General features: G+C 66.4%; 28 protein-coding genes. 18 read left to right on the top strand and 10 right to left on the bottom strand.

Annotated elements, in window-relative coordinates:
* Nucleotides 1-139 precede the first annotated feature (139 nt).
* Nucleotides 140-1060 carry a tyrosine recombinase gene (locus tag IGS74_RS04270; protein ID WP_192389594.1) on the bottom strand — a complete coding sequence of 307 codons (921 nt, stop codon included), beginning with the start codon at nucleotides 1058-1060 and terminating at the stop codon, nucleotides 140-142.
* Entirely contained in the window at nucleotides 1057-1251 is a 195-nt protein-coding gene (locus tag IGS74_RS04265; protein ID WP_039188064.1) for a hypothetical protein, read from the bottom strand. The genes IGS74_RS04270 and IGS74_RS04265 overlap by 4 nt, the downstream gene beginning before the upstream one ends.
* Before the next feature lie 142 nt (nucleotides 1252-1393).
* Here IGS74_RS04265 and IGS74_RS04260 point away from each other — a divergent pair, with 142 nt between their 5' ends.
* On the top strand, nucleotides 1394-1978 hold the full coding sequence (locus IGS74_RS04260; protein WP_192389586.1) for a shikimate kinase: 585 nt from the start codon (nucleotides 1394-1396) through the stop codon (nucleotides 1976-1978).
* Nucleotides 1975-3114 carry a 3-dehydroquinate synthase gene (gene aroB, locus IGS74_RS04255; RefSeq protein WP_192389584.1) on the top strand — a complete coding sequence of 380 codons (1140 nt, stop codon included), beginning with the start codon at nucleotides 1975-1977 and terminating at the stop codon, nucleotides 3112-3114. Before IGS74_RS04260 ends, aroB begins: the two co-directional genes overlap by 4 nt.
* On the opposite strand, the gene IGS74_RS04250 is transcribed toward aroB, so the two are convergent.
* Both IGS74_RS04250 and IGS74_RS04245 read right to left on the bottom strand, forming a co-directional pair.
* Nucleotides 3086-3802 carry a YoaK family protein gene (locus IGS74_RS04250; RefSeq protein WP_206688213.1) on the bottom strand — a complete coding sequence of 239 codons (717 nt, stop codon included), beginning with the start codon at nucleotides 3800-3802 and terminating at the stop codon, nucleotides 3086-3088. The two genes, aroB and IGS74_RS04250, sit on opposite strands and share 29 nt — an antisense overlap.
* Nucleotides 3799-4098, bottom strand: coding sequence for a BolA family protein (locus IGS74_RS04245; RefSeq protein WP_192389582.1), 300 nt, complete (start codon nucleotides 4096-4098; stop codon nucleotides 3799-3801). Before IGS74_RS04245 ends, IGS74_RS04250 begins: the two co-directional genes overlap by 4 nt.
* Nucleotides 4099-4202: 104 nt before the next feature.
* On the opposite strand from IGS74_RS04245, the gene IGS74_RS04240 reads away from it, so the two are divergent.
* From IGS74_RS04240 to IGS74_RS04225, 4 genes are all read left to right on the top strand, one after another.
* Nucleotides 4203-4808 carry a J domain-containing protein gene (locus IGS74_RS04240; RefSeq protein ID WP_039188056.1) on the top strand — a complete coding sequence of 202 codons (606 nt, stop codon included), beginning with the start codon at nucleotides 4203-4205 and terminating at the stop codon, nucleotides 4806-4808.
* A gap of 94 nt (nucleotides 4809-4902) precedes the next feature.
* On the top strand, nucleotides 4903-5889 hold the full coding sequence (gene cobS / locus IGS74_RS04235; RefSeq protein WP_039188055.1) for a cobaltochelatase subunit CobS: 987 nt from the start codon (nucleotides 4903-4905) through the stop codon (nucleotides 5887-5889).
* 7 nt (nucleotides 5890-5896) lie between these two features.
* Nucleotides 5897-7795, top strand: coding sequence for a cobaltochelatase subunit CobT (cobT, locus tag IGS74_RS04230; RefSeq protein ID WP_192389580.1), 1899 nt, complete (start codon nucleotides 5897-5899; stop codon nucleotides 7793-7795).
* Nucleotides 7792-8811 carry an esterase-like activity of phytase family protein gene (locus IGS74_RS04225; protein WP_192389572.1) on the top strand — a complete coding sequence of 340 codons (1020 nt, stop codon included), beginning with the start codon at nucleotides 7792-7794 and terminating at the stop codon, nucleotides 8809-8811. The genes cobT and IGS74_RS04225 overlap by 4 nt, the downstream gene beginning before the upstream one ends.
* On the opposite strand, the gene IGS74_RS04220 is transcribed toward IGS74_RS04225, so the two are convergent.
* Together IGS74_RS04220 and rpmB are read right to left on the bottom strand one after the other, a co-directional pair.
* On the bottom strand, nucleotides 8781-9476 hold the full coding sequence (locus IGS74_RS04220; protein WP_192389570.1) for a queuosine precursor transporter: 696 nt from the start codon (nucleotides 9474-9476) through the stop codon (nucleotides 8781-8783). The genes IGS74_RS04225 and IGS74_RS04220 overlap by 31 nt on opposite strands.
* 139 nt (nucleotides 9477-9615) lie before the next feature.
* Nucleotides 9616-9915 (bottom strand): 50S ribosomal protein L28, encoded by a 300-nt coding sequence (rpmB, locus tag IGS74_RS04215; RefSeq protein ID WP_192389568.1) that lies wholly within the window; start codon nucleotides 9913-9915, stop codon nucleotides 9616-9618.
* A 249-nt stretch (nucleotides 9916-10164) separates the two neighbouring features.
* Here rpmB and IGS74_RS04210 point away from each other — a divergent pair, with 249 nt between their 5' ends.
* Nucleotides 10165-10941 carry a DUF3108 domain-containing protein gene (locus IGS74_RS04210; protein WP_192389566.1) on the top strand — a complete coding sequence of 259 codons (777 nt, stop codon included), beginning with the start codon at nucleotides 10165-10167 and terminating at the stop codon, nucleotides 10939-10941.
* Between the two features lie 9 nt (nucleotides 10942-10950).
* Here IGS74_RS04210 and gloB read toward each other — a convergent pair whose 3' ends face one another.
* Nucleotides 10951-11721 carry a hydroxyacylglutathione hydrolase gene (gene gloB, locus IGS74_RS04205; RefSeq protein ID WP_192389565.1) on the bottom strand — a complete coding sequence of 257 codons (771 nt, stop codon included), beginning with the start codon at nucleotides 11719-11721 and terminating at the stop codon, nucleotides 10951-10953.
* Between the two features lie 111 nt (nucleotides 11722-11832).
* Here gloB and IGS74_RS04200 point away from each other — a divergent pair, with 111 nt between their 5' ends.
* Nucleotides 11833-12615, top strand: coding sequence for a methyltransferase domain-containing protein (locus IGS74_RS04200; RefSeq protein ID WP_039190362.1), 783 nt, complete (start codon nucleotides 11833-11835; stop codon nucleotides 12613-12615).
* A gap of 64 nt (nucleotides 12616-12679) precedes the next feature.
* On the top strand, nucleotides 12680-13663 hold the full coding sequence (locus IGS74_RS04195) for an aldo/keto reductase (RefSeq protein WP_192389563.1): 984 nt from the start codon (nucleotides 12680-12682) through the stop codon (nucleotides 13661-13663).
* Between the two features lie 35 nt (nucleotides 13664-13698).
* Here the strand turns inward: IGS74_RS04195 and metW are convergent, their stop codons facing one another.
* Entirely contained in the window at nucleotides 13699-14361 is a 663-nt protein-coding gene (metW, locus tag IGS74_RS04190; RefSeq protein WP_156122180.1) for a methionine biosynthesis protein MetW, read from the bottom strand.
* The gene (locus IGS74_RS04185; RefSeq protein WP_192389561.1) at nucleotides 14358-15548 is read right to left on the bottom strand and encodes a homoserine O-acetyltransferase; all 1191 of its coding nucleotides are present in this window, start codon (nucleotides 15546-15548) and stop codon (nucleotides 14358-14360) included. Before IGS74_RS04185 ends, metW begins: the two co-directional genes overlap by 4 nt.
* Nucleotides 15549-15685: 137 nt before the next feature.
* Between IGS74_RS04185 and pheA the strand changes: the two genes are divergently transcribed.
* Genes pheA through IGS74_RS04165 form a run of 4 tightly spaced genes read left to right on the top strand, consistent with a single transcriptional unit; the run spans nucleotide 15686 to nucleotide 19772 of the window.
* A complete protein-coding gene (pheA, locus tag IGS74_RS04180; RefSeq protein ID WP_192389559.1) occupies nucleotides 15686-16456 on the top strand; it encodes a chorismate mutase in 771 nt (256 codons plus the stop codon).
* A gap of 28 nt (nucleotides 16457-16484) precedes the next feature.
* Nucleotides 16485-17588 (top strand): histidinol-phosphate transaminase, encoded by a 1104-nt coding sequence (locus IGS74_RS04175; RefSeq protein ID WP_192389557.1) that lies wholly within the window; start codon nucleotides 16485-16487, stop codon nucleotides 17586-17588.
* Nucleotides 17585-18550, top strand: a complete 966-nt coding sequence (locus IGS74_RS04170; RefSeq protein WP_039188045.1) for a prephenate/arogenate dehydrogenase family protein — start codon at nucleotides 17585-17587, stop codon at nucleotides 18548-18550. The genes IGS74_RS04175 and IGS74_RS04170 overlap by 4 nt, the downstream gene beginning before the upstream one ends.
* Nucleotides 18551-18578: 28 nt before the next feature.
* Nucleotides 18579-19772 carry an MFS transporter gene (locus IGS74_RS04165; RefSeq protein WP_039188043.1) on the top strand — a complete coding sequence of 398 codons (1194 nt, stop codon included), beginning with the start codon at nucleotides 18579-18581 and terminating at the stop codon, nucleotides 19770-19772.
* A gap of 3 nt (nucleotides 19773-19775) precedes the next feature.
* On the opposite strand, the gene IGS74_RS04160 is transcribed toward IGS74_RS04165, so the two are convergent.
* Complete coding sequence (locus IGS74_RS04160) at nucleotides 19776-20846, bottom strand: NAD/NADP octopine/nopaline dehydrogenase family protein (RefSeq protein ID WP_192389555.1); 1071 nt, start codon at nucleotides 20844-20846, stop codon at nucleotides 19776-19778.
* Nucleotides 20847-20958: 112 nt separating this feature from the next.
* On the opposite strand from IGS74_RS04160, the gene IGS74_RS04155 reads away from it, so the two are divergent.
* The 5 genes from IGS74_RS04155 to IGS74_RS04135 are packed head-to-tail and all read left to right on the top strand — an operon-like array spanning nucleotide 20959 to nucleotide 26426.
* Complete coding sequence (locus IGS74_RS04155; protein WP_192389553.1) at nucleotides 20959-22065, top strand: extracellular solute-binding protein; 1107 nt, start codon at nucleotides 20959-20961, stop codon at nucleotides 22063-22065.
* A 10-nt stretch (nucleotides 22066-22075) separates the two neighbouring features.
* On the top strand, nucleotides 22076-23062 hold the full coding sequence (locus tag IGS74_RS04150) for an ABC transporter permease (protein WP_192391341.1): 987 nt from the start codon (nucleotides 22076-22078) through the stop codon (nucleotides 23060-23062).
* Nucleotides 23062-23853, top strand: a complete 792-nt coding sequence (locus IGS74_RS04145) for an ABC transporter permease (RefSeq protein WP_192389551.1) — start codon at nucleotides 23062-23064, stop codon at nucleotides 23851-23853. Before IGS74_RS04150 ends, IGS74_RS04145 begins: the two co-directional genes overlap by 1 nt.
* Nucleotides 23854-24936: an ABC transporter ATP-binding protein gene (locus IGS74_RS04140; protein ID WP_192389549.1), complete on the top strand. Its 1083-nt coding sequence runs from the start codon at nucleotides 23854-23856 to the stop codon at nucleotides 24934-24936.
* Nucleotides 24933-26426, top strand: a complete 1494-nt coding sequence (locus IGS74_RS04135; RefSeq protein ID WP_246722911.1) for an NAD(P)/FAD-dependent oxidoreductase — start codon at nucleotides 24933-24935, stop codon at nucleotides 26424-26426. Before IGS74_RS04140 ends, IGS74_RS04135 begins: the two co-directional genes overlap by 4 nt.

Genomic DNA, 26426 nt, shown 5'->3' with positions numbered 1-26426 from the left:
TCAGCGGCGGGGCCGTCCTTTTGCCAGCCGGACTTCCGCAAGACGCGGAAAAAGCCGGGAGGCCGGTGATTTTGCGCGCAAACTGACGACAAGCCCCTGCCTTGTCAAGGAAGGCACCCGTTGCGTCCGGCTTGGCGTTTCAACCCTCCTCGAAGGCGTCCGACAGGGGATGATGCGCGGTCACCAGATCCACCAGCCGGTTTTCGAGGACATGGGTATAGATTTCGGTGGTCGAGATATCGGCATGGCCGAGAAGCTCCTGCACCACGCGCAGGTCCGCGCCGTTCTGCAGGAGGTGGCTGGCAAAGGCATGGCGCAGCACATGCGGCGACACGATGGACGGCGGCAGCCCGGCGCGTGCCGCAAGGCCCTTCAACTCCCGCGCCACGGCCTGCCGGGTCACATGGCCGCTGGCGGACAGAGCGGGAAACAACCATTGCGAACCGCCCTTTGTCCTTTCGGCCGACGCCGAAAAGGCGGCCAGCGCCTCGGCCGCGCGCTCGCCCAGCGGCACCAGCCTGTCCTTGCCGCCCTTGCCGCGCACCAGGATGGCCGCGCCTCCGGCGCGCAGGACGGAGCGCGGCAAACCGATCAACTCCGATATGCGCATGCCCGATGCATAGAGCGTCTCGGCAAAGGCATGCAGCCGCAAGGCCCGCAGGCGCCTTGCCGGTGAAAGTTCCGTGTCCATGGCCTCGGCCTCGGCACGGTCCAGGAGGCGGCCGGCCTGGTCTTCCGACAGCGATTTCGGCAGCGCCCTGGCCTTGCGGGGCGCGTCGAGGGCGCCGGTCGGATCGTCCGCCCGCCGGCCCTCGGTATAGAGAAAGCGAAAGAACTGCCGCATTGCCGCCATGCGGCGCCGGCGCGTTGCCGGCGCAAGCCCGGCCCTGGCGAGTTCGTCCATCAGGGCAGACAGGTCGTCGGCGCCGGCGGCCTCCAGCCGGACGGCCAGCCGGTCGGAAATGTCGGTCAGGTCGCGGCGATAGGCCGCCAGGGTGTTGGGCGAAGCGCCGCGTTCGACCGCCAGCGCCTCGAGGAAATCGTCGATGGCGCGGCTCATGGCTGGCTGGACGCGGACCCGTCGACCTCTTCCGCCGGGGTTTGCCCGCCCTGCCCCAGGCTGCGCAGCGGCACCGTCTGCGTGACTTCGCGCTGGTTCGGCTCGACATACAGGACCAGAAGCGCCATGGAGGCGATGACCAGGGCGGCGATGACGATCAGGGCGGACAGGAGTCGAACGAGTGTAGGCATGTCGCTTTCGGGCTTCGGACCGTTCAGAGCAGCGATTGTCCCTCGGCAAGGGTTAACACTTCCATTGCCCCCGCGCCAAGCTTGACGCGGAGGGCGCTTTCCTGTTTTCGAGGCGGATCGCAATGAAGGGCACACCCCCCGCATGACGTCCACCGCCGACAAGACACGGCTGAAGGCCGCGCCGCTGGAGTTGCATGGCCGCTCCATCGCGCTTGTCGGGCTGATGGGCGCGGGCAAGACGACCATCGGGCGCAAGCTGGCGCAGCTCCTGGGCCTCCCCTTCGTGGATTCCGACGCGGAGATCGAGCGCGTGTCGCGCATGACGGTATCGGAGCTCTTTGCCGCCTATGGCGAGCCCGAGTTCCGGGCGCTGGAAGCCCGCGTCGTCGCGCGCATCGCCGAAGAAGAGCCGCGCGTGATCGGCACGGGCGGCGGCGCCTACATGAACGAGGCGACCCGGGAGCTGCTGCGCGAGCGCGCCTATACCGTCTGGCTGAAGGCCGACCTCGACCTTCTGATGGAGCGCGTCTCGAAGCGCCCCACCCGGCCCTTGCTGCAGGCGGCCGATCCGCGCGCCGTCATGCGCGAGCTGATGGACCGCCGCTACCCCGTCTACGCACAGGCGGACCTGACCGTGCAAAGCCGCAACGCGCGGCGCGAGACGATCGCGGCGGAAATCGTTTCGGCGCTACGCCAGAAGATCGAGAAGGACAGGCAAGGGCGATGATCGTTTCCGATGCAGGCGCGGATACGCGCAAGGTGCATGTCGAGCTCGGCGCACGCTCCTACGACATTCTCGTCGGCGGCGGTCTGGTGGCCCGCGCCGGACAAGAGATCGCGTCGCGGCTGCCCGGCATCCGCGCCGCCATCGTGACCGACGCGCATGTCGCGCCGCTTCATCTCGACCGCCTGACCGCAGCCCTCGACGAGGCCGGCATCGGCCACGTATCCATCGTTCTCCCGGCAGGCGAAACCACCAAGAGCTTCGACCATTTGATGCAGCTCGTCGACGCGCTTCTCGCCGCGCGGCTGGAGCGCGGCGATGCCGTCATCGCGCTCGGTGGCGGCGTCATCGGCGATCTGTCCGGCTTTGCCGCCGGCATCGTGCGCCGCGGCATGCAGTTCGTCCAGCTTCCGACCAGCCTGCTGGCACAGGTGGATTCGTCTGTCGGCGGCAAGACGGGCATCAATTCCCCGCGCGGCAAAAACCTCATCGGCGTCTTTCATCAGCCGGCGCTGGTGCTGGCCGACACGGACATCCTCTCGACACTGCCGATGCGGGAATTCGCCGCCGGCTATGCGGAGGTGGTCAAGTACGGACTCATCGACAGGCCGGCCTTCTTCGAATGGCTGGAAGCCAATCATGCGGCGATCTTCGCAGGGGGGCCGGCGCGCATCGAGGCCGTGGCACGGTGCTGCGAGGCGAAGGCCGCCGTGGTTGCCGACGACGAGCGCGAGGACGGCAACCGCGCATTGCTCAACCTCGGCCATACATTCGGCCACGCGCTGGAATCGGCCGTCCGCTACGACCCCGAGCGCCTCGTGCATGGCGAGGGGGTGGCCATCGGCATGGCGCTGGCGCACCGTTTCTCGCATCGCCTGGGCCTGATCGACGGGCAGGATGTCACGCGGGTCGAGCGCCATCTGCAGGCCGTGGGGCTTCCCACCCGCATCGACGCCATACCGGGGCCCGCCCTGGACGTCGATATGCTGATGGACAGGATCGCACAGGACAAGAAGGTATCCCGGGGGCGGCTCACCTTCATCCTGACGCGCGGCATCGGCCAGTCCTTCATCGCACGGGACGTGCTGCCCGACGACGTCCGCGCCTTCCTCAGCGCGGAGACGGCTGCGGCCGCCTGACGCGCGGCGGCGACACGTAGCTGCGCCGCCAGCGATCCGGAATCACCAGCGTTACGATACCGAGGACCAGGCTGAACGCGGCGGGGGCCGCAAGGCTGGTCTCCGGCATGGTGCGGTAGGCCAGCGCGCCGGCCGTCGCGCCGGCGAGCATGCCAATGAAGGGCACGATCTGCAGCGGCCATCCGCCGCCCGTCTCTCCCATCAGTCGGCGGCCGATGCCGCGTCCGAAGCGCGACAGCGCCCCGGTAATGAAGGTGATGCCGAAGGCCTGCCCTTCCACCTGCTCGATGCCGGAATTCAGCATACCCATGGCAAGCACCGCCGCCAGCATCGGCCATATCGCGCCGGGCAGCGCCATCGGCAGGGCGATCAGCACCGCCGTCACGAACAGGAGCGGCACATGGTTGCGCCGGGTCAGGCGGATGAAGATCTCGCCCAGGGCGTTGCCGGCCACGAAGACGAAAAGGATGGCTGCCAGCATGGCTGCGTGCTGGTACTGGCCGCGCACCAGCGCGGCGGCGAACTCGGTCGTGTTGCCGCTCATGAACGAGACGTAGCTTCCGATCATCATCAGGCCGATCGCATCCGTCATGCCGGCGAGCGCCGACAGGCAGACCGTCAGGAACAGGCCGGCGCCCAGCCGCCCGCGCCGCAGCCTGCGGTGCCGCCGCCTGTGCGGCGTCGTCACCGGCCTGCGGCCTCCGACGGTGCGCGCGCCTCGATGGCCAAAGCGTGGACGCCGCCCGCAAGCTCGCCCGCCAGGGCCGCGTTCACGGCACGGTGCCGCTCGAGGCGGCTCATCGGGCCGAAGGCGTCGGCCACGATGCGGACACGGAAATGGGTTTCTCCCGTACCGTCGAACGGCGCGTGATGGCTCGTATCGTGATGATGGCCCGCATGAAGGTGGCTTTCATTCACGACCTCGAGGCTGTCCGGCCGGAAGGCGGCGGCAAGCTTTTCTTCGATGGCGGACTGGATGCTCATGGCGTGCCCCGGATTCGCTGCGGCGGAAAGTTTCCGTTTCGCGCGGCTTTTCGCATCTGTCAATTCTTGTTAGCGCACGCGCTGGAACCCATAATTGATCCGTGATGAAGCTCGATTCCAAATATTTCGACCGTATCCGCGTCAAGGCAGGCACCAAGCCGGAGCCGCTGACCCCGGAATGCGCCTGGGAAGGCTGCTGCGAACCCGGTACCCACCGGGCGCCGCGCGGCCGCGACCAGGAGGGGCAGTATTATTTCTTCTGCTTCGAGCATGTGCGCCAGTACAACAAGAGCTACAATTATTTCTCGGGCCTTGCCGACAACGACATCCAGGCCTTCCTGAAGGATTCCATGACCGGGCATCGGCCCACCTGGAAGATGGGAGCCAACTCCAGCGGCGGCGCGCAGGCGCAGGGCGAGCCCGCGCCCGGCAAGCGGTGGAGCCGCCATACCCATGCCTACAACATGTTCCGCGATGGCGAATTGCCGCGGCGCGACGGGCCACGGCGGCGGGCGAGGCCCCTGGAGATCAAGGCGATGGTTACGTTGGGCGTGCGGCAGGACGCCAATGGCGAAACGATCCGCCTGCGCTACAAGGCGCTGGTCAAGCAGTACCACCCCGACGCCAATGGGGGAGACCGTGGCAGCGAGGACAGGTTGCGCGAGGTCATCCAGGCCTACAAGTTGCTGAAGCAGGCCGGTTTCTGCTGAACCGGCTTCAAATGGCGGCTGAAAGGTTCTACAGCTTCGGGCGCAAGAAAACGATCGATCGGCGCGTTCGGCGATGCCGATCCATGGAGGTGTGATGAGTGCAGCGGAACTGGAAGTGGCCGGGTTGCCCGACGCCATCGTCTCCGTCCGCGAAACCTTCGGTTTCGACAGCGATTTGAAAGTCCCGGCCTATTCCGTGGCCGATCCGCATGTGCCAGAGATCGACCCGGACTACCTCTTCGACAGGCAGACCACGCTGGCCATCCTCGCCGGTTTCGCCAAAAACCGTCGCGTGATGGTGTCGGGCTTCCATGGCACGGGCAAATCCACCCATATCGAGCAGGTGGCGGCCCGGCTGAACTGGCCTTGCGTACGCGTCAACCTCGACAGTCATGTCAGCCGCATCGATCTCGTCGGCAAGGATGCGATCACCCTGCGCGAGGGCCAGCAGGTAACGGAATTCCGCGACGGCATCCTGCCCTGGGCCTACCAGAACAATGTCGCGCTCGTCTTCGACGAGTACGACGCCGGCCGCCCGGACGTGATGTTCGTCATCCAGCGCGTGCTGGAATCGAGCGGCCGTCTGACGCTTCTGGACCAGAGCCGCGTCATCCGCCCGCATCCGGCCTTCCGATTGTTCGCCACCGCCAACACGGTCGGCCTCGGCGATACGACGGGCCTCTATCACGGCACGCAGCAGATCAACCAGGCGCAGATGGACCGCTGGTCCATCGTCACCGTGCTGAACTACCTGCCGCATGACAACGAAGTCGGCATCGTGATGGCCAAGGCGCGCCATTTCGACAGCAAGGAAGGGCGGCAGATCGTCTCGCGCATGGTGCGTGTGGCCGATCTAACGCGCTCGGCCTTCGTCAACGGCGACCTGTCGACCGTGATGAGCCCGCGCACCGTCATCACCTGGGCCGAGAATGCCGAAATCTTCGGCGATGTCGGCTTCGCCTTCCGTCTGACGTTCCTCAACAAATGCGACGAGCTGGAGCGGCCGCTGGTCGCCGAGTTCTATCAACGCGCCTTCGGCGAGGAACTGCCGGAATCCGCTTCCAACCTCGTTCTCGACTGAGCGGCCGATGGCGCGTGCGGGCGACAATTCCAGGCCGGGCAAGATGCCCGCATTCGACCGGGAGCCGTTCCGGCGGGCCATCACCGGCTGCATGCGCGCCATCGCCGGCGAGGCGGAGCTGGACGTCTCCTTCGGCAACGAGCGGCCCGGACTTTCGGGCGCCAAGGCGCGCCTGCCCGACCTGCCGAAACGGCCCGATGCATCCGACATCGCGGTAACGCGCGGGCTGGCCGATGCCATGGCCCTGCGCCGCGCCCGGCACGACACCAAGGTCCATGCCAATCTGTCGCCCGATGGGCGCAACGCCCGCGCCGTCTTCGACGCAGCCGAGCAGGCGCGATGCGAGGCGATCGGCGCAAACGCCATGCAGGGCGTGGGCGACAATCTATCGGCCATGCTGGAAGACAAATACCAGCGCTCCAACCTGTCGGCCGTCACCGACAAGGCAGAGGCGCCGCTGGAAGATGCAGTGGCGTTGATGATCCGCGAGCAGTTGACGGGCCGGCCGGCGCCCGAGAGCGCCAGAGCGGTCGTCGACGTCTGGCGCGACTGGATCACCGAACGAACCGGAGAGCGATTCGGCCGGTTGAACGAGCTGATCGAGGATCAGCGTGCCTTTTCCCGTGCCATGCGGGACGTTCTCGTGGCGATGGAGATGGCCGAGGAACTGGCCAACGAAGAGCCGGAGGAAAGCAGCGACGACGAGGAGGCGGGCGACAACCAGGCGCGCGACTCCGAGGAATCGGGTGCGGAAAAGGAAGCCGGGCAGGAAGATTCCCAACCGCAGGAAACCGATGTCGAGGGAGAGACCGACGAGGCGGCAGAGGCCGAGGCTTCCGACGCGTCCGCCGACGACCCTTCGGAGGACGATTCGGCCGACACCGAAACGCCGGGCGATACGCGCCGTCCCAACCAGCCTCTGACGCTGCAGGCGGGTGACAGCGACTACAAGATCTTCTCCACCCAGTTCGACGAAATCGTCGGTGCCGAGGATCTGTGCGACGAAGAGGAACTCGAGCGCCTTCGCTCTTTCCTCGACAAGCAGCTTGCTGCCCTGCAGGGCGTGGTCGGGCGGCTCGCAAACCGTCTGCAACGCCGCTTGATGGCGCAGCAGAACCGGTCATGGGACTTCGATCTCGAAGAGGGCTATCTCGACACGGCGCGGCTGATCCGCCTGGTCACCGATCCGATGCAGCCGCTGTCCTACAAGATGGAGCGGGACACCGAATTCCGCGACACGATCGTGACGCTGCTCATCGACAATTCCGGCTCGATGCGCGGACGCCCGATCACCGTTGCAGCCACTTGCGCGGATATCCTGGCCCGCACGCTGGAGCGATGCGGTGTGAAGGTGGAAGTCCTCGGCTTCACGACCCGCGCGTGGAAGGGCGGCCAATCCCAGGAGCAATGGCGCAAGGAAGGCAAGCCGCCCCGCCCCGGCCGGCTGAATGACATCCGCCACATCGTCTACAAGTCGGCCGACGCGCCATGGCGACGTGCGAAGCGCAATCTCGGTCTGATGATGCGCGAAGGGCTGTTGAAGGAGAATATCGACGGCGAGGCGTTGATCTGGGCTCATAATCGCCTTCTGGCGCGCTCCGAGCAGCGGCGGATCCTGATGGTCATTTCCGACGGGGCACCGGTGGACGACTCCACCTCCTCCGCAAACCCCGGCAACTACCTCGAGCGGCACCTGCGCTCCGTCATCGACGAGATCGAGCAGCGTTCGCCGGTGGAGTTGCTGGCCATCGGCATCGGCCACGACGTGACACGCTATTATCGCCGGGCCGTCACCATCGTCGACGCCGAAGAGCTGGCCGGCGCCATGACCGAGCAGTTGGCTGCCCTGTTCGACCTGGAGGGTGAAGGCGGAGGAATCCGAAGCCGGGCCGCGGCACGTCGTTGAAGCTCGCAAGGCGGATCCATCGCGGCCTTGCCTGCTGCTGGCTCGTGCTTGCCGCCGCCACGTCCACGCAGGCGCAGACACCGGTTGCGCTGACGCCCATTGCCATCGAGACCTTCCTGCCCGGCAGCACGCAAACGCGCTTCGGCGCCCTAGAATATCGCGGCGGCTTCAGCTTCCGCCCATCCGAGCGGCGCCTGCAGGGCATTTCGGGATGGCGGTTCACGGATGCCGCCGGCGGCCGCTTCCTGGCCGTGACCGACACGGGCCTGTGGTTTGCCGGAACTGTCCTTCGGGATGCTGCCGGTGTGCCCATCGGCATCGGCGACGGGCGGCTCGCCCCCATCGTCGATAGCAGCGGCCGGCCACAGCCACGCAAGGGCGATGCCGACGCGGAAGGGTTGGCGATCGGGCAGGGCCGGGTACTCGTATCCTTCGAGCGGGATCACCGCGTCCTCGCCTATGAGGTCGGTGGTGCCTTGCCCGGCGCGGTGACGGCCGAACTAGATTTCCACATCCCCCGGCGCGAGCTTCGTCGCAACCAGGGCCTGGAGGCTATCGCCACCGCCCCCGACGGACGCACCGTCGTCGTCAGCGAGCAATCCGTGGACGCGGAGGGCAATCTCTTCGCGGCGGTGCTCGGCCCCGCCGGTGGTGTCTTCAAGATTGTCAGAAACCCGCCATGGCACGTCACCGACGGGGCTTTCCTGCCCTTTGGCGATCTCGTGCTGCTGGAACGCCGCTATGAGGGCTTCGGACGCATCGGCATGCGGCTTCGCCGAATCGCCGGCGGCGCCATCGAGCCCGGCGCCCTGGTGGATGGCGACGTGCTGATGGAAGCCGATGGCCGCTTCGAAATCGACAACATGGAAGCCCTGGACATCTTCCGCGATGCGGGGGGCGAAATCGTCTTCGCTATCGCCTCCGACGACAACGGCTCGTTCTTCCAGCGCAATCTCTACCTTGAATTTCGACTTGCGTCCGAGGATCAGGCGCGCACGCCCGGCGCCTCCCGGTAGGGCAGCACCATGTTGATGATGACCCGGTAGGGCACCAGGCCGAACACGGCCACCGCCAGCTTGACCGCGAAATCGCCCAGGGCCCAGGACAGCCAGCGCGGCGCTTCCGTGCCGGTGAAGACGCCCAGAAGCGGTGCCCCTTCCAGCGCGAAGCCGTCATTCGGGCCGAGGGCCACGAAGATCGGCGCGAAGGCGATGGAGAAGAACAGCAGCGTATCGATGATGGTGCCGGCGACGCCGGATGCCATCGGCGCCTTCCACCAGCTTTTGCGGCGCAGGCGATTGAACACCAGGATATCGACAAGCTGCGCCGCCAGGAAAGCCAGGCCGCTGGCCAATGCGATGCGCACAAGGCGCCCGGCTTCCAGCCCGAACGGGATGAGCCCAAGCTGGAACAGCAGTGGCGGAAGCACGATCGACGCGGCGATGGCCGTCGCGAACCCGCCATAGACAACCCTGCGCGCCATGAGCGGGCCGTAGAGACGATTGTTGATGTCGGTGACGATGAAGGCGAAGGGATAGACGAAGGCACCCCAGGTCAGGATGTCGCCCAGCGACAACGCCCCGACCGTGCCCTGCACCGGAAACTGGACCGCGATATTGGAGGCCAGGACGATCAGCGTCATGGCCAGGACCGGCAGCACGTAATGGCGGGGAAGCGACATGCGCGTGTTCCATTTTTTTAGGCTGGGGTATGGCACCAGCGTTCCAGAGATCTTGCGCTTGGATGTTCGCACGCGAAAAGGCCCCGCCGCCGGCGAGGCCCCTTAGTTCGTATGCCGGCCGAGCCGACGAAACGCCGGTTCAGGCGGAGGCTTCGGCCGAAGCGACCTTCTTGGCGACCTGGCGCTTCAGCAGCCGGGCGCGCTGCGACAGATCGTCTTCGGAAGCCTTCAGAAGGAAAGCGTCCAGGCCGCCGCGATGCTCGACCGAACGCAGCGCGTTGGCGCTGATGCGGAGCCGGTAACGCTGACCGAGCGAGTCGGAGATCAGCGTGACGCTGCACAGGTTCGGCAGGAAGCGGCGACGCGTCTTGTTGTTCGCGTGGCTGACATTGTTGCCGGACTGGACGGCCTTGCCAGTCAGTTCGCAAGCGCGCGACATAGGATCACCTTTCAAAAGTCCAAGAGCCCCGGCCGGTCGCGCCACCGCAACAAGCACGGCGCGATCATCAGCCAACGGGCATGATCGGGATTGGCGGTTCCTATAATCGGCTTGGCAGGCAAGGTCAAGAAGCGGAGGACAATAGCGCCCACAACGCGAAATCCGCCTTTCCGCGAAGATTGATCCTGTACGCGCGAGCGGTCTGGTATACAGGCTTTCGTACCGCACTCCGTCAGGTTTTCCGTTCCGATGCCGTTCAAGCGAATCGCCGCTACACTCTTCCTTTGCGTCCTTGCGCTGCCGGGCGGGCCGGCCCGCGCCGAGACGCTTCAGACACGCTACAGCATTTCGATTCTCGGCGTCACGGTCGGCCGGGCCGACTTCACCACCGAGTTTGCCGGCAACCGCTATTCGGTCTCCGGCAACCTCCGGTCCGCCGGCCTCGGCGCCCTCGTCTCCAGCACGCAGGGAACGAGCTCGTCCTATGGGCAGGTGCGCGCCGACAGGGTGCAGTCCAACCGATACGCGCTGAGCTACACCAGCGACGGCAAGAGCTGGTCAAGCACGGTGCGGATGCGCGGCGGGCGCGTTGTCGGAACGGACGTCTCGCCCCCGCAGCGCAAGACGCATCCGTCCGACTACGTCCCGGTGACGCCGGCGCAGCTTGCCAATGTCGTGGACCCGCTCGCCAGCATGATGATCAAGGCGCGGGCCGACCGCATCTGCAACCGCACCCTGCCCATCTTCGACGGCTGGTCGCGCCTCGACCTGAAGTTGTCGGCGGGCGGTACGGCCGAGTTCGAAGCCGACGGCTTCTCGGGCAAGGCCGTCGTATGCAACGCGCGGATCGAACCCATCGGCGGATTTCGCCGAAACTCGTCCGGCCTCCGGTACCTGATGGGCCAGACGATCAAGATCTGGTTCGCGCCCATAGGCGACAGCGGCATCCACGCCCCCGTCTATGTCCGCATCCCGACCAAGATCGGCCCCCTGACGCTGAACGCATCGACCTTCGCCCGATCCTGACCCCGGGCGTCAGAACGTATCCTTGCGGCTGCGCAGCGCCGCAAAGACGCTCTCCGGCGGCTGGCCTGACAGGCCGATCTCCTCGGCAAGGGTCGCATCGTCGGCACGCAGGAACGGATTGGTCTTCTTTTCGCGCCCCAGCATGACGGGCAGTGTCGGTTCCCCGGCCACCCGCAGATGCTCGACCTCGGTCGCGCGCTCGTGCAGAAGAAGGTTCTTCGGATCGACCGACAGCGCAAAACGCGCGTTGGCGCCCGTATATTCGTGGCCGCAATACAGCATCGTTTCGTCCGGCAGGGCGCGCAGCCGCCTGAGCGATTCCCAGAGCATCGGGGCCGTGCCCTCGAGCAGCCGGCCGCAGCCCAGGGAAAACAACGCGTCTCCGGCGAAAACGGCCGATATTCCGGGCATGTGGTAGGAGATGCTCCCCAGCGTGTGCCCCGGTGTGTCCAGCACTTCCACCGCAATGGCGCCGATGGCGAAGGTTTCGCCGCCCGCGACCTGCCGGTCGATTCCCGGAATGCGGTCCGCCTCTGCCGCCGGGCCGACGACGATCGCGCCGAACCGTGCCTTCAGGGCTTCATTGGCCGCGACATGATCGCCGTGATGATGCGTCGTCAGGATGTGCGTGAGGTTCCAGCCTTCCTCATCCAGGACCTTCAGGATCGGCCCCTCTTCCGGCGCATCGATGGCGATGGTGGATCCGCTGTCGGCATCATGCAGCAGCACGCCGAAATTATCGGTGCGGCAGATGAACTGCCTGATTTCAACCGTGCTCATGGAAATTTCCTTCTTGCATGTCGTCCCTGCCAAGCTGAGATAGAATGGAAAGACGCCTTGCAAGAGGCGAACGTCCTTTCGGAGGGATGCGCCATCAGCATCACGCAGCAGATGAACGCCGATATCGTGGACCTGCGCGATTTCTATGCCAGCCGGCTGGGCCACGCCACGGCCCGGGCCATCGGCATGGCCCTGGCTCCGCTATGGCAGTCCATTTCGCAGGAGCGCCTGCTCGGCCTCGGCTATACCCTGCCCTATCTGGACCGGCTCTCGGCGGACGCGGACCGCACGCTCGCCTTCATGCCGGCGGCTCAGGGCGCCATACGCTGGCCTTCGGCCGGCTCGTCCACCAGCGCCATGGTGGACGAATCCTGCCTGCCGCTCGGCGATGCCTCGGTGGACCGCGTCCTGATGGTGCATGCCCTGGAATTTGCCGAGAACCCCTCGCAACTCCTGTGCGAGGTGTGGCGTACCCTGGCGCCCGGCGGGCGGCTGGTGATCGTCATTCCGAACCGCGCCGGGGTCTGGGCCCGTTTCGACCGCACGCCCTTCGGCTCGGGGCGTCCCTGGTCGCGGGGGCAGGCCCAGCGCCTGCTGCACGGCGCCATGTTCTCGCCTTCGGGTGTGAGCCAGGCGCTGTTCTTCCCGCCGTTCCGCCGCGCCGGCTTCGTCAACCTCGCCAATCCGCTGGAGCGCGCCGGCCGCCAGGCATGGCCGCTGTTTGCCGGCGTCTTCATCATCGAGGCGACGAAGCTCGTCTATCGCGGCATCCCCGTAACCCGCAACGAACGGGCCCGGCTGCGCCTCGTCAAACCGGTTCTGGTGCCCCAGGGCGCCTCGGCACGGCAGGACGGCGCACCGAAAAGCGCAAACGGACTGCCCCGGGCATCTTAAACTCGGGCGCCCCCCTTCCCACATTGCGGCTCCGACGCTGCAACTGGACTTGGGGGACAAGACGATGCAACAGCGCAAACTGGGACCGGACCTGACCGTATCGACCATGGGCCTCGGCTGCATGGGCATGTCGGAGTTCTACGGAGCGTCCGACGATGCGGAGTCCATCGCGACGATCCATCGCGCACTCGACCTCGGCGTCACCTTCCTCGACACGGCCGATATGTACGGCGTGGGCCGTAACGAGGAGCTGGTGGGGCGCGCGCTGCGTGGCCGGCGGAACGAGGTGGTGCTGGCAACGAAGTTCGGCAACGTGCGTGGCCCGGCCGGCGAGCGACTCGGCATCGACGGCCGGCCCGACTATGTGAAGGCGGCCTGCGAAGCCAGCCTGAAGCGGCTGGGCGTCGAGGTGATCGACCTCTATTACCAGCACCGCGTGGATCCGAACGTCCCCATCGAGGAGACCGTCGGTGCGATGGGCCGGTTGGTGGAGCAGGGCAAGGTCCGCTACCTCGGCCTGTCCGAAGCCGCGCCGCAGACCATCCGCCGGGCCCATGCGGAGCATCCCATCGCCGCCCTGCAAACCGAATACTCGCTGTGGAGCCGTGAGCCGGAACAGGAAATCCTGCCGCTCCTGCGTGAGCTCGGCATCGGCTTCGTGCCCTACTCGCCCCTTGGGCGCGGCTTTCTGACCGGGCGTTTCCGCACCGCCGCCGACCTGCCCGAGGACGATTATCGGCGCGACTCGCCGCGCTTTTCGCCTGAGAATTTCGGCCGCAATCTGAAGCTGGTGGATGCGGTGGAGGCCATCGCCCGCCGCAAGGGGGTCAAGGCGTCGCAGATCGCACTGGCCTGGGTTCTGGCGCAGGGGGAGGATGTCGTGCCGATACCGGGCACGCGCCGCATCCCTTATCTGGAAGAGAATGTCGGCGCGCAATCCATCGTACTCACGCGCGAGGAGATGGAAGAGATCGACGACATCTTCCCCGCCGACGCCGCTGCCGGCGCCCGCTATGCCGATGCCGGCATGAAGACGGTCAACCTCTGACGGCAAAGCCGGGCCGGCGCGCCGGACGCGTCGGCCTACTTGCCGCGGCGCTTCAACAGGAAGACCGCCTGCTGGCCGAACAGGTTCCAGAAGGCCCAGGGCAGGCGCATGCCCATGCGCTGCCCGGTGGAATCCAGCGCTATGGCCGATTCCACCTCCGCATCCACCTCGCGCGTCAGGTCGACGAAGTCGCGGATGGTGCAGAAGTGGATGTTCGGCGTGTCGTACCAGCTATAGGCGAGGTTGCGCGTGACGGGCATGCGCCCCTTGGCCAGCAGCGACAGGCGTACCGACCAGTGGCCGAAATTGGGAAAGGACACGACGGCGCGCCGACCGATCCGCAGAAGCTCGCTCAGCACGGCTTTCGGGTTCTGCGTCGCCTGGATCGTCTGCGACAGGATGACGTAGTCGAAGGCGTCGTCCGGATAGTGGACGAGATCGCGGTCGGCGTCGCCCTGGATGACGGAAAGCCCGCGCGCAACCGCCTCGTTGACACCCTGCTGGCTGATCTCCATGCCACGCGCGTCGACGCCGCGCTGGCGCTCCAGCAATGCCAGGAGGCTGCCGTCGCCGCAGCCGACATCCAGCACGCGGCCGCCGCGCTGCACGAGGTCCGCGATCAGCGCAAGATCGACTCGGACATTGGCGTCGGCCGCCACGATCTGGCTCGTCGCCTGGGGTGCTTCCGTGTCGCTCATATCCGTTCCTGTCGCAGCCCCCTGGCCCGTGCGGCGGACGACAGGAACCCATCGACCGCGGCGTAGAACACGGGCTCGTCCAGAAGGAAGGCATCGTGGCCCTTGTCCGTCTGCACCTCGACGAAGGAGACCGAGGCCGCAGCGGCATTCAACGCGTGTACGACGGCGCGGCTTTCCTCCGTCGGAAATAGCCAGTCCGAGGAAAACGACACCAGGCAGAAACGGGTTCTCGTCCGGGCGAAGGCGTCGGCCAGCCGGCCGCCGTAATCGGCGGCGATGTCGAAATAGTCCATCGCGCGGGTAAGGTAGAGATAGGCATTGGCGTCGAACCGGTCGACGAAGCTGGTGCCCTGATGGCGCAGATAGCTCTCGATCTGGAAGTCGGCCTCGAAGCCGAAGCCGAGCGACTCCCTGTCCTGCAGGTTCCGGCCGAACTTGCGCTGCAGCGCGGCCTCCGACAGGTAGGTTACATGGGCGGCCATGCGCGCTACGGCCAACCCCTTGTGCGGCCGCACTCCGCCTTCGATGTAACGCCCGCTCTGCCAGTCCGGATCGGCCATGACGGCCTGCCGCCCGACCTCGTGGAAGGCGATGTTCTGCGAGGAATGGCGCGCGCCGGTGGCGATGGGCAGCGCGCAGAAGACCCGCTCGGGGTAGGCCACGGTCCACTGCAGGCACTGCATGCCCCCCATGGAGCCGCCGATGACGGCGAAGAGCTGGTCGATGCCGAGCCGGTCGATCAGCATCGCCTGCGCCCGCACCATGTCGGCGATCGTCAGCACCGGCAGGTCGAGCGCATAGGGCAGGCCCGTGGACGGGTCGATGCTGGCGGGGCCCGTGGACCCCATGCAGGACCCGATGACGTTGGAACAGACGACGAAATAGCGGTCCGTATCGATGGGCTTGCCCGGCCCGATCAGCGAAGACCACCAGCCCGGCTTGCCGGTGACAGGATTGCGGCTCGCCGCATACTGGTCGCCCGTCAGCGCGTGGCAGACATAGATGGCGTTCGACTTGTCGGCGTTCAGCTCACCCCAGGTCTCGTAGGCGATATCGAAGGGCGACAGCACCTGCCCGGCATCCAGCGCCAGCGGCTGGTCGGCTCCGAAATGCGCCATTTTGCTGGAAGGTTGGCGTGCCTCCCGCAGGCTGAGGCTGGCCACCTCTGTCATGGAGGGAGCGTTCATCGTGTGTCGTACCCGACTGATTCAGGCCCCTCTGCTACCGACATGGCCCCGATAGATCAACGCTTCTTTGCAACCGCTGCGGCAGCTGTGTAGGACTTTCGCCACACGAGGGACCGTCACGCGGGGGAAGGGAAGATATGGCGAACGGGCAGGCGGGCGATGCGACGCGGCTTTCGGAACTGAGGGCCAAGATCGACGCCATAGACGAATCCATCCACCATCTCCTGATGCAGCGGGCGACCGTGATCGACGAGTTGATCGCCGCCAAGGGCACGCAGAAGAACGGCGCGGCCTTCCGCCCCGGCCGCGAGGCGGACATGATGCGCCGTCTTGTCGCCCGGCATCGCGGGCACCTGCCGATCACCGCCGTCGAGCATCTCTGGCGCGAGATCATCTCCACCTTCACCGCACTGCAAGCCCCCTTTGAAGTTGCCGTATCGACGGCCGGCGACGTCGCCGCCGCCGTGGACACGGCGCGGTTCACCTGCGGCTTCTCGGTACCCATGCACCTCGCGGCCGATGCGGCCGGCGTCATCGACCGCGTCGAAAAAGGTGACGACTGGCTCGGCATCGTCATGCTCAAGGAGGCCTCCGGACCGTGGTGGCGGAGGCTCGGCCGCGCGTCCATCGTGGCGCGCCTTCCCTTCATCGAGCAGGATGGCCGCCCCGCCGGCGAGCCCGCCTTGGTGCTGGCGCCGCCACTGGCCGACCCGGTCCCCTTCGAGGTCGAGTGCCATGTGATCGAGGGCGACGGCATAGACCTGGCGGAGGGGTTCACCGTCCTGGCCAGTGCCGAAGGCAGCCGCCTCGTCGCCGGTCCGCGCGGCGTGCCACCGGTTTCGGGCGAGCGGCTGGAAACGCTCGACATTCGCCCGGTCGGGGGCTATGCCGCTCCCTTGCGGGCGTAGCCCGCGCGACGATTTTAAGGATATGACGATGCAGGGCCTGACGAAGGCGCCGGCGCCACGGCCGGGAGTGTTGGACATCGAAGCCTATGTGCCCGGCAAGAGCCACGCGCCGGCCGGTGTCCGCCTGCACAAGCTGTCATCCAACGAAACACCGCTGGGGCCCTCGCCCCACGTCTCCGCCGCGATCGCCGAAGCGAGCCGCCATCTGGAATTGTACCCCGATCCGCAGGCTTCCGCATTGAAGGCGGCGCTGGCCGAGCGCTATGGCCTGAACCCGCAGCGCATCGTCTGCGGCAACGGCTCCGACGAGGTGTTGAGCCTCCTGGCGCAGACCTATCTGCACGATGGCGACGAAGGCATCTACACCGAGCACGGCTTCCTTCTGCACCGGACCGCCATCCTGGCCACCGGGGCAACGGCAGTCATGGCGCCGGAGCGTGACGCGCATGTCGATGTCGACGCGATCCTGGAGCGGGTCACCGCCAGGACGCGCATGGTCTACATCGCCAATCCCGGCAACCCGACGGGCACCTATGTCCCGTTCGACGAAATTCGCCGGCTGCATGCCGGCCTGCCTGCCGACTGCGTGCTGGTGCTGGACGCGGCCTATGCCGAATATGTCCGTCGCAACGACTACGAGGCCGGGATCGAACTCGTGTCGAGCGCCGACAATGTGGTGATGACGCGCACCTTCTCGAAGATTCACGGCCTGGCCTCGCTGCGCGTCGGCTGGATGTATGTGCCGGAAGGCATTGCCGATGCCGTCGAGCGCATTCGCGGGCCCTTCAATCTGAACGCGCTCGGAATCGCGGCCGCAGCGGCGGCGATCCGCGACCGTGCCCATGTGGAGCGCACGGTCGAGCACAATAACGGCTGGATCGTGCGGCTGACGGAGGCCTTCGAGGGACTTGGCCTTCGCGTCAGCCCCAGCGTCACCAACTTCGTGCTGATCCACTTTCCGCAAACGCCCGGCAAGGGCGCGGCGGAGGCGGATGCCTTCCTGACCGAGCGCGGCTATATCCTGCGCCGCGTCGGCGGCTACGGGTTCCCCAACGCGCTTCGCATGACGATCGGCAGCGACGAGGCCAATGAAGGCGTCGTCGCGGCGTTGACCGAGTTCCTGGGCCGATGAGCGAACCTCTTTTCGAACGCGTCGCGCTGATCGGCATCGGGCTGATCGGCTCTTCCATCGCCATCAACGCCAGGCAGCGCGGGCTGGCGCGGCATGTGGCCATCGCCACCCGCCGCCCGGAAACGCTGGCGCGCGCCAGAGAGCTTGCGCTGGGCGACAGCTATCACGCCGATTTCGCCGAAGCGGTGTCGGGCGCGGACCTCGTCATTCTGTGCGTGCCGGTCGGCGCCTGCGGCGCGGTATCCGCGCTCATTGCGCCAAGCCTAGCCAAGGGCGCCATCGTCAGCGATGTCGGCTCGGTGAAGGGCTCCGTCGTGGATGCGATGCGTCCCAACCTGCCGGCACACGTGCACTTCGTGCCGGGCCACCCGATCGCGGGTACGGAGCAGTCCGGCCCGGATGCCGGCTTCCTCGAACTGTTCGAGAACCGCTGGACGATCCTGACCCCGGTCGAGGGCACGGACGATGCGGCGGTGCAGCGGCTGCGCGCCTTCTGGGAAGGCATGGGCTCCATGGTGGAGACGATGACGCCGGAGCACCACGACCTGGTGCTGGCCATCGTCAGCCACGTGCCCCACCTCATCGCCTTCAATATCGTCGGCACGGCGGCGGACCTCGAAACGGTGACGCAATCCGAGGTCATCAAGTTTTCGGCTTCCGGCTTCCGGGATTTCACCCGTATCGCGGCGTCCGACCCGACGATGTGGCGCGATGTCTTCCTGACCAATCGCGACGCCGTGCTGGAGATGCTGGCGCGGTTCTCGGAAGACCTCGCATCGCTGCAACGCGCCATCCGCTGGGGCGACGGGGACGCCCTCTTCGACCTCTTCACCCGCACGCGCGCCATCCGGCGATCGATCATCGCAGCCGGACAGGATACGGCCGACGCCGATTTCGGCCGCCAGCCGCACCGTCGCGATAGCTGGAACGAAGCCGCGGGGACGGATAATAAGGTTCGCTGACCAGCGTTCGGTCGGCGGGGAGACAGCAATGACGACGACAGCCGCAGTCAAGGGCACGACGCAGACATTACCCATCATCGTGGCGGTCAGTCTCTGCCACATGCTGAACGACATCATGCAATCGCTGCTCCCGGCAATCTATCCGCTGCTGAAGGTCGAGTTCGACCTGACCTTCGCGCAGATCGGCTTCCTGACCCTCGCCTTCCAGATCACCGCCTCGCTGCTGCAGCCCGCCGTCGGCATCATCACCGACAAGCGCCCGATGCCTTACTCCCTGCCGTTCGGCATGGGATCGACGCTGATCGGCCTGATCCTCCTGTCGCAGGCGCACACCTATCCGATGCTGGTGTTCGGCGCCTGCCTGATCGGCTTCGGCTCGGCCATCTTCCATCCGGAGGCTTCGCGCGTCGCACGCCTCGCCTCGGGCGGGCGCTTCGGCTTTGCACAATCCTTCTTCCAGGTCGGCGGCAATGCCGGCTCGGCGGCCGGTCCCTTGCTGGCTGCCTTCATCGTGGTGCCGAACGGACAGAAGAGCGTCGCGCTGTTCGCCATCGTCGCGCTGCTGGGGATGTTGATCCTGTCGTGGACGGCGCGCTGGTACGCCGCCCAGCAACGGGCCATGCGCGGCCGCCCGGCTGCCTCCCAGGCGCTGCCGCTGCCGCGCAACACGGTGGTGATGGCCATCGTCATCCTCGTGGCGCTGACCCTGGTGAAGAACGTCTACATGGCCAGCTTCTCCAGCTACTTCACCTTCTACGTCATCGACCGCTTCGGTCTCGGCATCCAGAGCGCGCAGCTGATGTTGTTCCTGTTCCTGGCCTCGGCGGCGGTGGGCACGCTGGTCGGCGGCCCCTTCGGCGACCGGTTCGGCGCCCGCTTCGTCATCTGGTTCTCGATCCTCGGCGTCATCCCGTTCGCCCTGCTGCTGCCCTATGCCAACCTGTTCTTCACGGGCGTTCTGGCTGCCATCATCGGCCTCGTGCTGGCCTCGGCGTTTCCGGCCATCGTGGTCTTTGCGCAGGAGCTGCTGCCCGGCCGTATCGGCTTCGTGGCCGGGCTGTTCTTCGGCTTCGCCTTCGGCGCGGGCGGGCTGGGCGCGGCCATGCTGGGCGGGCTGGCGGACAGCCAGGGCATCGACACGGTCTATACCCTCACGTCCTACCTGCCGCTGCTGGGCCTCGTCACCATCCTGCTGCCGAAAGTGGACCGGCCGGCCGAGTGACCCTCAGTACCCGGATCGTGCCAGCGCCTCCAGCCGCTCGCGATCCAGCGTCGCGAAGTCCAGCGCCGGCAGGAGGTCGTTGTCGGCGGTCAGGTCTCGCCCGGCAGCCGCGGAGAAGATGGCGATCCCGGCCTCATGCAGCGTCGCCGGGCGGCCGACCACGCGGCCCAGCAGCGCCGTCGGATACAGGCCGAAGGGCACGTCCTCGTAGATGTAGCGACTGTCCATCGTCGACGGGCCGGACGTCACATGGCCGTTGCGGAACATTTCCTGATTCATCGTCGACACGTCGTTTTCCGGTACATGGAACGACAATGAGAAATGCTGGCGCACGGTGCGGACGGAAAGCCCGAAGCTTTCGGCGATGGCCAGCCGCTCGGCATCCAGCGCCTCGATGAAGCGGCCCACCGCCGGGGTAACGTGCTCCGCCTGCCCCCAGGTTTCGCCCTTTTCCATGCGCGTCAGGTTGAGCAGCGCGATGCCGAGGTGATTCTGCGGGTTCAGGTTGGACAGCGCGATGGCCATCAACCCGTCACGCGGCACGAAGCGGTCGCCGAACAGCTCCGTCAATAAGCCGACGGCCGATTCGCCATCCCAGGCGCCGAGCGTCGCGTAGTCGATCTTCTTGCGGAGCGTTGAGACGTTCACCGCTTCGTCGCCCGCCATGCGGCCCGTCGTCAACGTCGTGCCCCAGACGATCATCGGCACCGATACGCCGCGTGCCGCAAGCAGCCTGGAAAGATACAGCGCGCCGAACGAGGCGTGCGAGCTGAAGATCACCGGTTGACCATCAACGAGATGGGGCGCCACGGCGTCCAGCACCATGCGGTGGCCATTGGCCGGCAGGGCCACCAGCACGGCATCCTTTCCGGATACGGCCTCTGCGGCATTCGCCGCCACGGATACCGCGAACGTGCCCTCGATGCCGCCCTTGGCCGTCAACGGCGCGCCTTCGCCCAGCCCACCCAGGCGGCGGCCCGAGGGCGACCAGAGGGTCGGCTCATGGCCGTTCTGCGCAAGATAGGCGGCAGCTCCGCTGGCGATCGCGCCCGCACCCAGAATTCCGATCTTCATAATTAACCCTTAATGCCGGTTTTGACATGGCAGCCCATTGCTGGGTGCACATTGTGCAACTAAAGGTTTGTGCATAATCTGAGCAACAGGATTTCGATCAGGAGATGTCGGGATGGTTTTCGAACGGCCGAGCAGACGCACCACCCTGAAGCTTCTGGGGGGCGCCGCGGGCGTCCTGGCGGCCCCTTACATAATCCGCCCCCGTCCGTCCTGGGCCCAATCGAATACGCTGAACATCACCACCTACGACAAGTTCATCCCGCAGGATTTCCTGGACCGGTTCCAGAGCGAGACCGGCATCAACGTGCAGATCCGCCTGACAGACGATCAGGGCAAGCAGTACAATCTGCTGGCGGCCGAGGGAGCCAACCCGACGACGGACATCGTCACCGTGGTCGGCCATCGCTATTCGCAGTTCCTGAGCAGCAACCTCCTCGCGCCCATCGATACGGCCCGCATCGCCAGCTGGCAGAACCTGATCCCCTCCTATCAGGACGCACCGTGGCTGCGCATCGACGGCTCGATCTGGGGCCTGCCCATCCTGGCCGGCTTCGAGTGCCTGGCGCGCAACACCGACTATGTCGAGGATGTCGACAGCTGGAGCGTGATGTTCGACGAGGAGAACAAGCAGGCGACCTCCTACATCGTCAGCGACTTCCTCTCCATCACCATGAAGTACCTCGGCGACGACGGCGATTACGTCACCTATGTCGACAAGCCGGAAGAGGCCCTGGCCGCCACGAACAAAGCGCGCGATTTCCTGATCCAGAACAAGGACAAGGTGCGCCGCTACTACGACGCCGGGTCCGAAGTGCAGCAGATGTTCATCAACGAGGACATCTACGTCGCACAGGCCTGGTCCGGGCCGATCTCCAAGCTGATCATGGACGGTCATCCGATCGCCCAGTCGGTGCCGAAGGAAGGCACCTACGGCTTCGTCTATACGTTCAACGTGGTGAACAACGCGGCCAATGCCGACAATGCGTACAAGTTCCTGGAGGCCATCGCCGCCTCACCGGAAGTGGGTGCTGCGATGACCCGCCAGTCGGGCTTCACCTCGACCTTCGCGGGCGTCGACACGATCCTGGACGAACGGGAGCGGGCCGCGTCCGTGCTGCCGCCCGAGCAGGTCGAGCGGATCACCTTCTTCTCGACCGTCAATCGCGACATGAAGAACCAGATGCTCGACCGCGCCGTGGCCGAGATCAAGGCGGCCTGACATCGTGAACATGCAGGAAGAAGCCCACGCCGGCCCGGCGCCCGGAGTCGCGGCGCCGACCAAGGCGCGGTATTCCACAGGCTGGGGTCGGCTGATCGCCTCCCCCCTGTACCGCGCCACGCTCGGAAGCCTCAGCGACAGCCGCGCGGGGCGGCTGCTGCTTCTCTGCGCCGTCCCGCTGATATGGCTGGTGGTTTTCGATCTGGGACCGGTGTTCCAGCTCGCGCGCATCAGCCTCATGAGCCAGTACCCGATCGTGCACGAAGGCGGGTCTGCCTTGACGCTGGACAATTTCCGCGTCTTCTTTGCCGAACCGCTCTACTTCACGCCCCTGATCAGGTCGGTGATCTTCGCCTTCGCGGTCACCGCCGTCACCCTGCTGGTCGTCTATCCGGTTGCCTACTACATCGCCAAGATCGTCAAGCCGGAAAACCGGACGCGGGCCCTGCTCCTGCTGCTCGTCCCCTTCTGGGCGGGCGAGATCATCCGCACCTACGCGGTGATCATGCTGCTCGCCAATCGCGGCGCCATCAATTTCGCGCTGCGCGAGATGGAGCTGATCACGCGGCCCATCCCGATGCTCTACAATTACTATTCGCTGTCCTTCGGCATGATCTACCTGGTCTGCCTCTATATGTTGCTGCCGCTCTACTCGGCGCTCGAGAAGATCCCGACGCCGCTGCTGCATGCGGCGGCAGACCTTGGAGCCGGACCCTTCACCCGGTTTCGGCGCATCATCCTGCCCTTGTCGAAGGACGGCATCGTCTCTGGCTGCTCGCTGGTCTTCCTGACGACGATCGGCGTCTTCGCAACGCCCATCCTGCTGGGCGGCCCATCCACCGGCCTGTTCCCCGAAACCATCGCCTCCTTCTTCCACGGTGCCAGCGACCGCTGGCCAGTCGGGGCGGCGATGTCGGTGGTCATGCTGGTTCTTTCCCTCGGCATCGCCGGACTGTTCATGCGCATCGTCGGCCGCCGCACGGTGAGGTTCAGCTGATGGGACGCCGCGCCGACGGGCCGCGCCTGGCCCTTTCCGCCGTATACTGGCTGTTCGTGCTGTATCTTCTGGGTCCGCTGCTCCTGATGACGGCGCTGAGCTTCAAGGACGCGAACTTCATCGCCTTTCCCATCGGCGACGTGACGCTGGGCTGGTACATGCAGGTGGTGCAGGACCAGCAATTCCTGTCGGCGCTCTGGTACTCCATCCTCATCGCCGTCGCGGTGACGCTGGTGTCCACCGTCGTCGGCGTCTGGATCGCCATGCTGATATCGGCCGAGGGCATCTGGCTGCGCACCCTCATCTTCGCGCTGGCCTGCCTGCCCGCCGTGGTGCCGGGGATGATCTCGGCCATTTCGATCCGCATTTTCGTCGCGACCCTGGACATTCCCACCGGCACGGGCGCCATCATCCTCGGCCACAGCATCCACGCCGTGCCCTTCGTGATGATCATGGCCCTGACCCGGCTGCGCACCATGCCGCCCAATCTCGTGGACGCCGCGCGCGATCTTGGGGCGGACGGCTTCGTCGCCTTCTGGCGCATCACGCTGCCCTACCTCAAGCCGGCGATTTATGGCGGCATGGTCTTCGCCGCGCTGCTGTCGATCGACGACTTCGTGCGTACCTTCTTCCTGGGCGGGTATCGCACCACCATCCCGATGCTCATGTTCGCCAAGCTCCAAAGCGGCCTGAGCCCCGACATCAATGCCATGGCGACGCTGATCCTGATCGCCACCGCCGTCGTCGGCCTCTATGCAGAGTATGCGACGCGCCGGGCAAGGAGCCGCTGAATGAGCAATGTCGCGCAGTTCGTCGACGTCACCAAACTGTATGGCGGGGTCAAGGCCGTCGATGGCTTGAACCTGTCCATCGAGGAAGCCCAGTTCGTTACGTTGCTCGGCCCGTCGGGCTGCGGCAAATCCACGACGCTGCGCATGCTGGGCGGCTTCGAGACGCCCGAGCAGGGGCGCATCCTCCTGTCGGGCAAGGACGTGACGCGCGTCCCGCCCAACCGGCGCAACGTCAACATCGTTTTCCAGGACTACGCGCTGTTTCCGCACATGAACGTGCGGCAGAACATCGCCTTCGGCCTGGAACTGAAGGGCCTCGATTCCACCGCCATAGACCGCCGCGTGCGCGAACTGCTCGACATGGTGGAGCTTGGCGCCTTCGCGGTGCGCATGCCGACCGAACTGTCCGGCGGCCAGCGCCAGCGCGTGGCGCTGATCCGCGCCCTGGCACCGGACCCCGACGTGCTGCTGCTGGACGAGCCCCTGTCGGCGCTGGACGCCAAGCTGCGTCACCAGATGCAGGTGGAGCTGAAGAGCATCCAGAAGCGGACCGGCAAATCCTTCCTGTTCGTCACCCACGACCAGGAGGAGGCGTTGACCATGTCGGACGTCGTCGTGGTGATGAACAAGGGCCGCATCGAGCAGATGGGCGGTCCGGAAGAGCTGTATCGCAACCCGCAATCGCGCTTCGTCGCCAATTTCATCGGAGACACCAACCTGATCGCCGGCCAGGTCGGCGGCAGGGTGGGCGACAGGGTTTCTCTGAAGTGGGGCTCCCGCCGCCTTCTGGCGCGGGCCGGCGCGACCCCGCCGGCCGACGGTGCAGAGGCGGAGGTGGCGGTGCGGCCGGAGGCGATAACCCTGTCGACATCCGCGCCGGCACTCGACAATGCGTTCCAGGCCAGCGTCCGCGAGCGCATCTTCAAGGGCAGCCATCTCCTGCTTTCCGTGGCGCTGGATGACGGCGCCACGCTGGAGGTCATGGCCGATCCGGCCAGCGCTTCCAGGCTGGACGACGGGCCCTTGTGGGTTGGCTGGGCGGCGGAGGATGCCGTCGTACTGCCCAGGGCCGCGGAGGCATGATGCCGACACCGGACGAACAGGATCTCCTTCCCGATGCGGCGGCCCGGCTGGAGCGGTTGCAGGAGCGCCTTGCGGAAGATCTGGCGCTGCTGAACTATCCGCTTGCCAATTGGGTGCCGCCGCGCACCTCCGCCGATGGCCGCCCGGTATCGGACGTGGTGGTGATCGGGGCGGGCATGTGCGGCCTGGTGGCCGGCTTCGGCCTGCTGCGCGCAGGTATCTCCAACATCCGGATCGTGGATCGCGCCCCCGCCGGGCGCGAGGGACCATGGGTCACCTATGCGCGGATGGAGACGCTGCGCTCTCCCAAGCAGCTTCTCGGCCCGGCCTACGGCATGGCGTCGCTGACGTTCCAGGCCTGGTACAGGGCAACCCGGGGCGATGCCGCATGGGATGCCCTCTTCCGCATCCCCCGTCCGATGTGGATGGATTACCTCGCGTGGTATCGCAAGGCATTGGCCCTGCCGGTCGAAAGCGGCGTCGACGTGACGCGCATCGCGCCGCGCGACGACGGGCTGTTCGAGCTGGAGGTCGCGGGCGGCGCCGGCGAGGCGATCCTGGCACGCCGCGTGGTCATGGCCGGCGGCCGCGAGGGCCTTGGCCGCCCGACCATTCCGGATTTCGTCGATGGGCTGCCGCGCAGCCGTTGGGCACATTCGTCCGAAACGATCGATTTCGACGCCCTCGCCGGCAGGCGCGTCGTCGTCATCGGCGTCGGTGCCTCGGCGGTGGACAATGCCGCGACGGCGCTGGAAGCCGGCGCGCGCGAAGTGCGACTTCTGGCACGCCGGCCGGCGATGCCCACCGTCAACAAATTGATGGGCGTCGGCTCCTATGGGCTGACGGCAGGCTTCCCGACGCTGTCGCCGGAATGGCGCTGGCGCATCATGGCCTATTCCAACCGCCAGCAGACACCCGCTCCCAGCAATTCGACACGCCGCGTCAGCCGGCACTCCAACGCCTATTTCCACTTCTCGGCCGGCATCGCCCGCGCGGAGGAGGCGGATGGACAAATCGTGCTGACGACGGTGTCGGGCCGGCGCTTCACCACCGATTTCGTCATCCTCGGCACGGGCTTCACCGTGGATGTGCGGTCGCGGCCGGAGATCGCCGACTTTGCCGGCTCCATCGCCACCTGGGGAGAGCGGTTCACCCCGCCGCCCGAGGATGCCGACGCATCGCTGGCCGCGTTTCCCTGGCTTGCGGAGGATTTCTCCTTCACCGAGAAATCGCCGGGCATGGCGCCTTTCCTCAAGCGGTTGCACTGCTTCAATTTCAGCGCATCGCTGAGCCTCGGCAAGGTTTCGGGCGACATACCCGCCATCAGCGAAGGCGCACAATGGTTGGCGCGCGGCATTTCGGCGGCGCTGTTCGACGACGACATCGACATCCATTGGCAGGCGCTTCTGGCCTACGAGAAGCCGGAACTTGTCGGCGACGAATGGACGGATGCGGACGCCGGGCCGGCACCGGCGGCGCGCTCGGCCTGA

Origin of the sequence: Aureimonas sp. OT7 (assembly GCF_014844055.1) — a bacterium.
Classification (GTDB): domain Bacteria; phylum Pseudomonadota; class Alphaproteobacteria; order Rhizobiales; family Rhizobiaceae; genus Aureimonas; species Aureimonas altamirensis_A.
The sequence above is the reverse complement of the archived record's forward strand: the minus strand, read 5'-3'. Positions and strand labels throughout refer to the sequence as shown.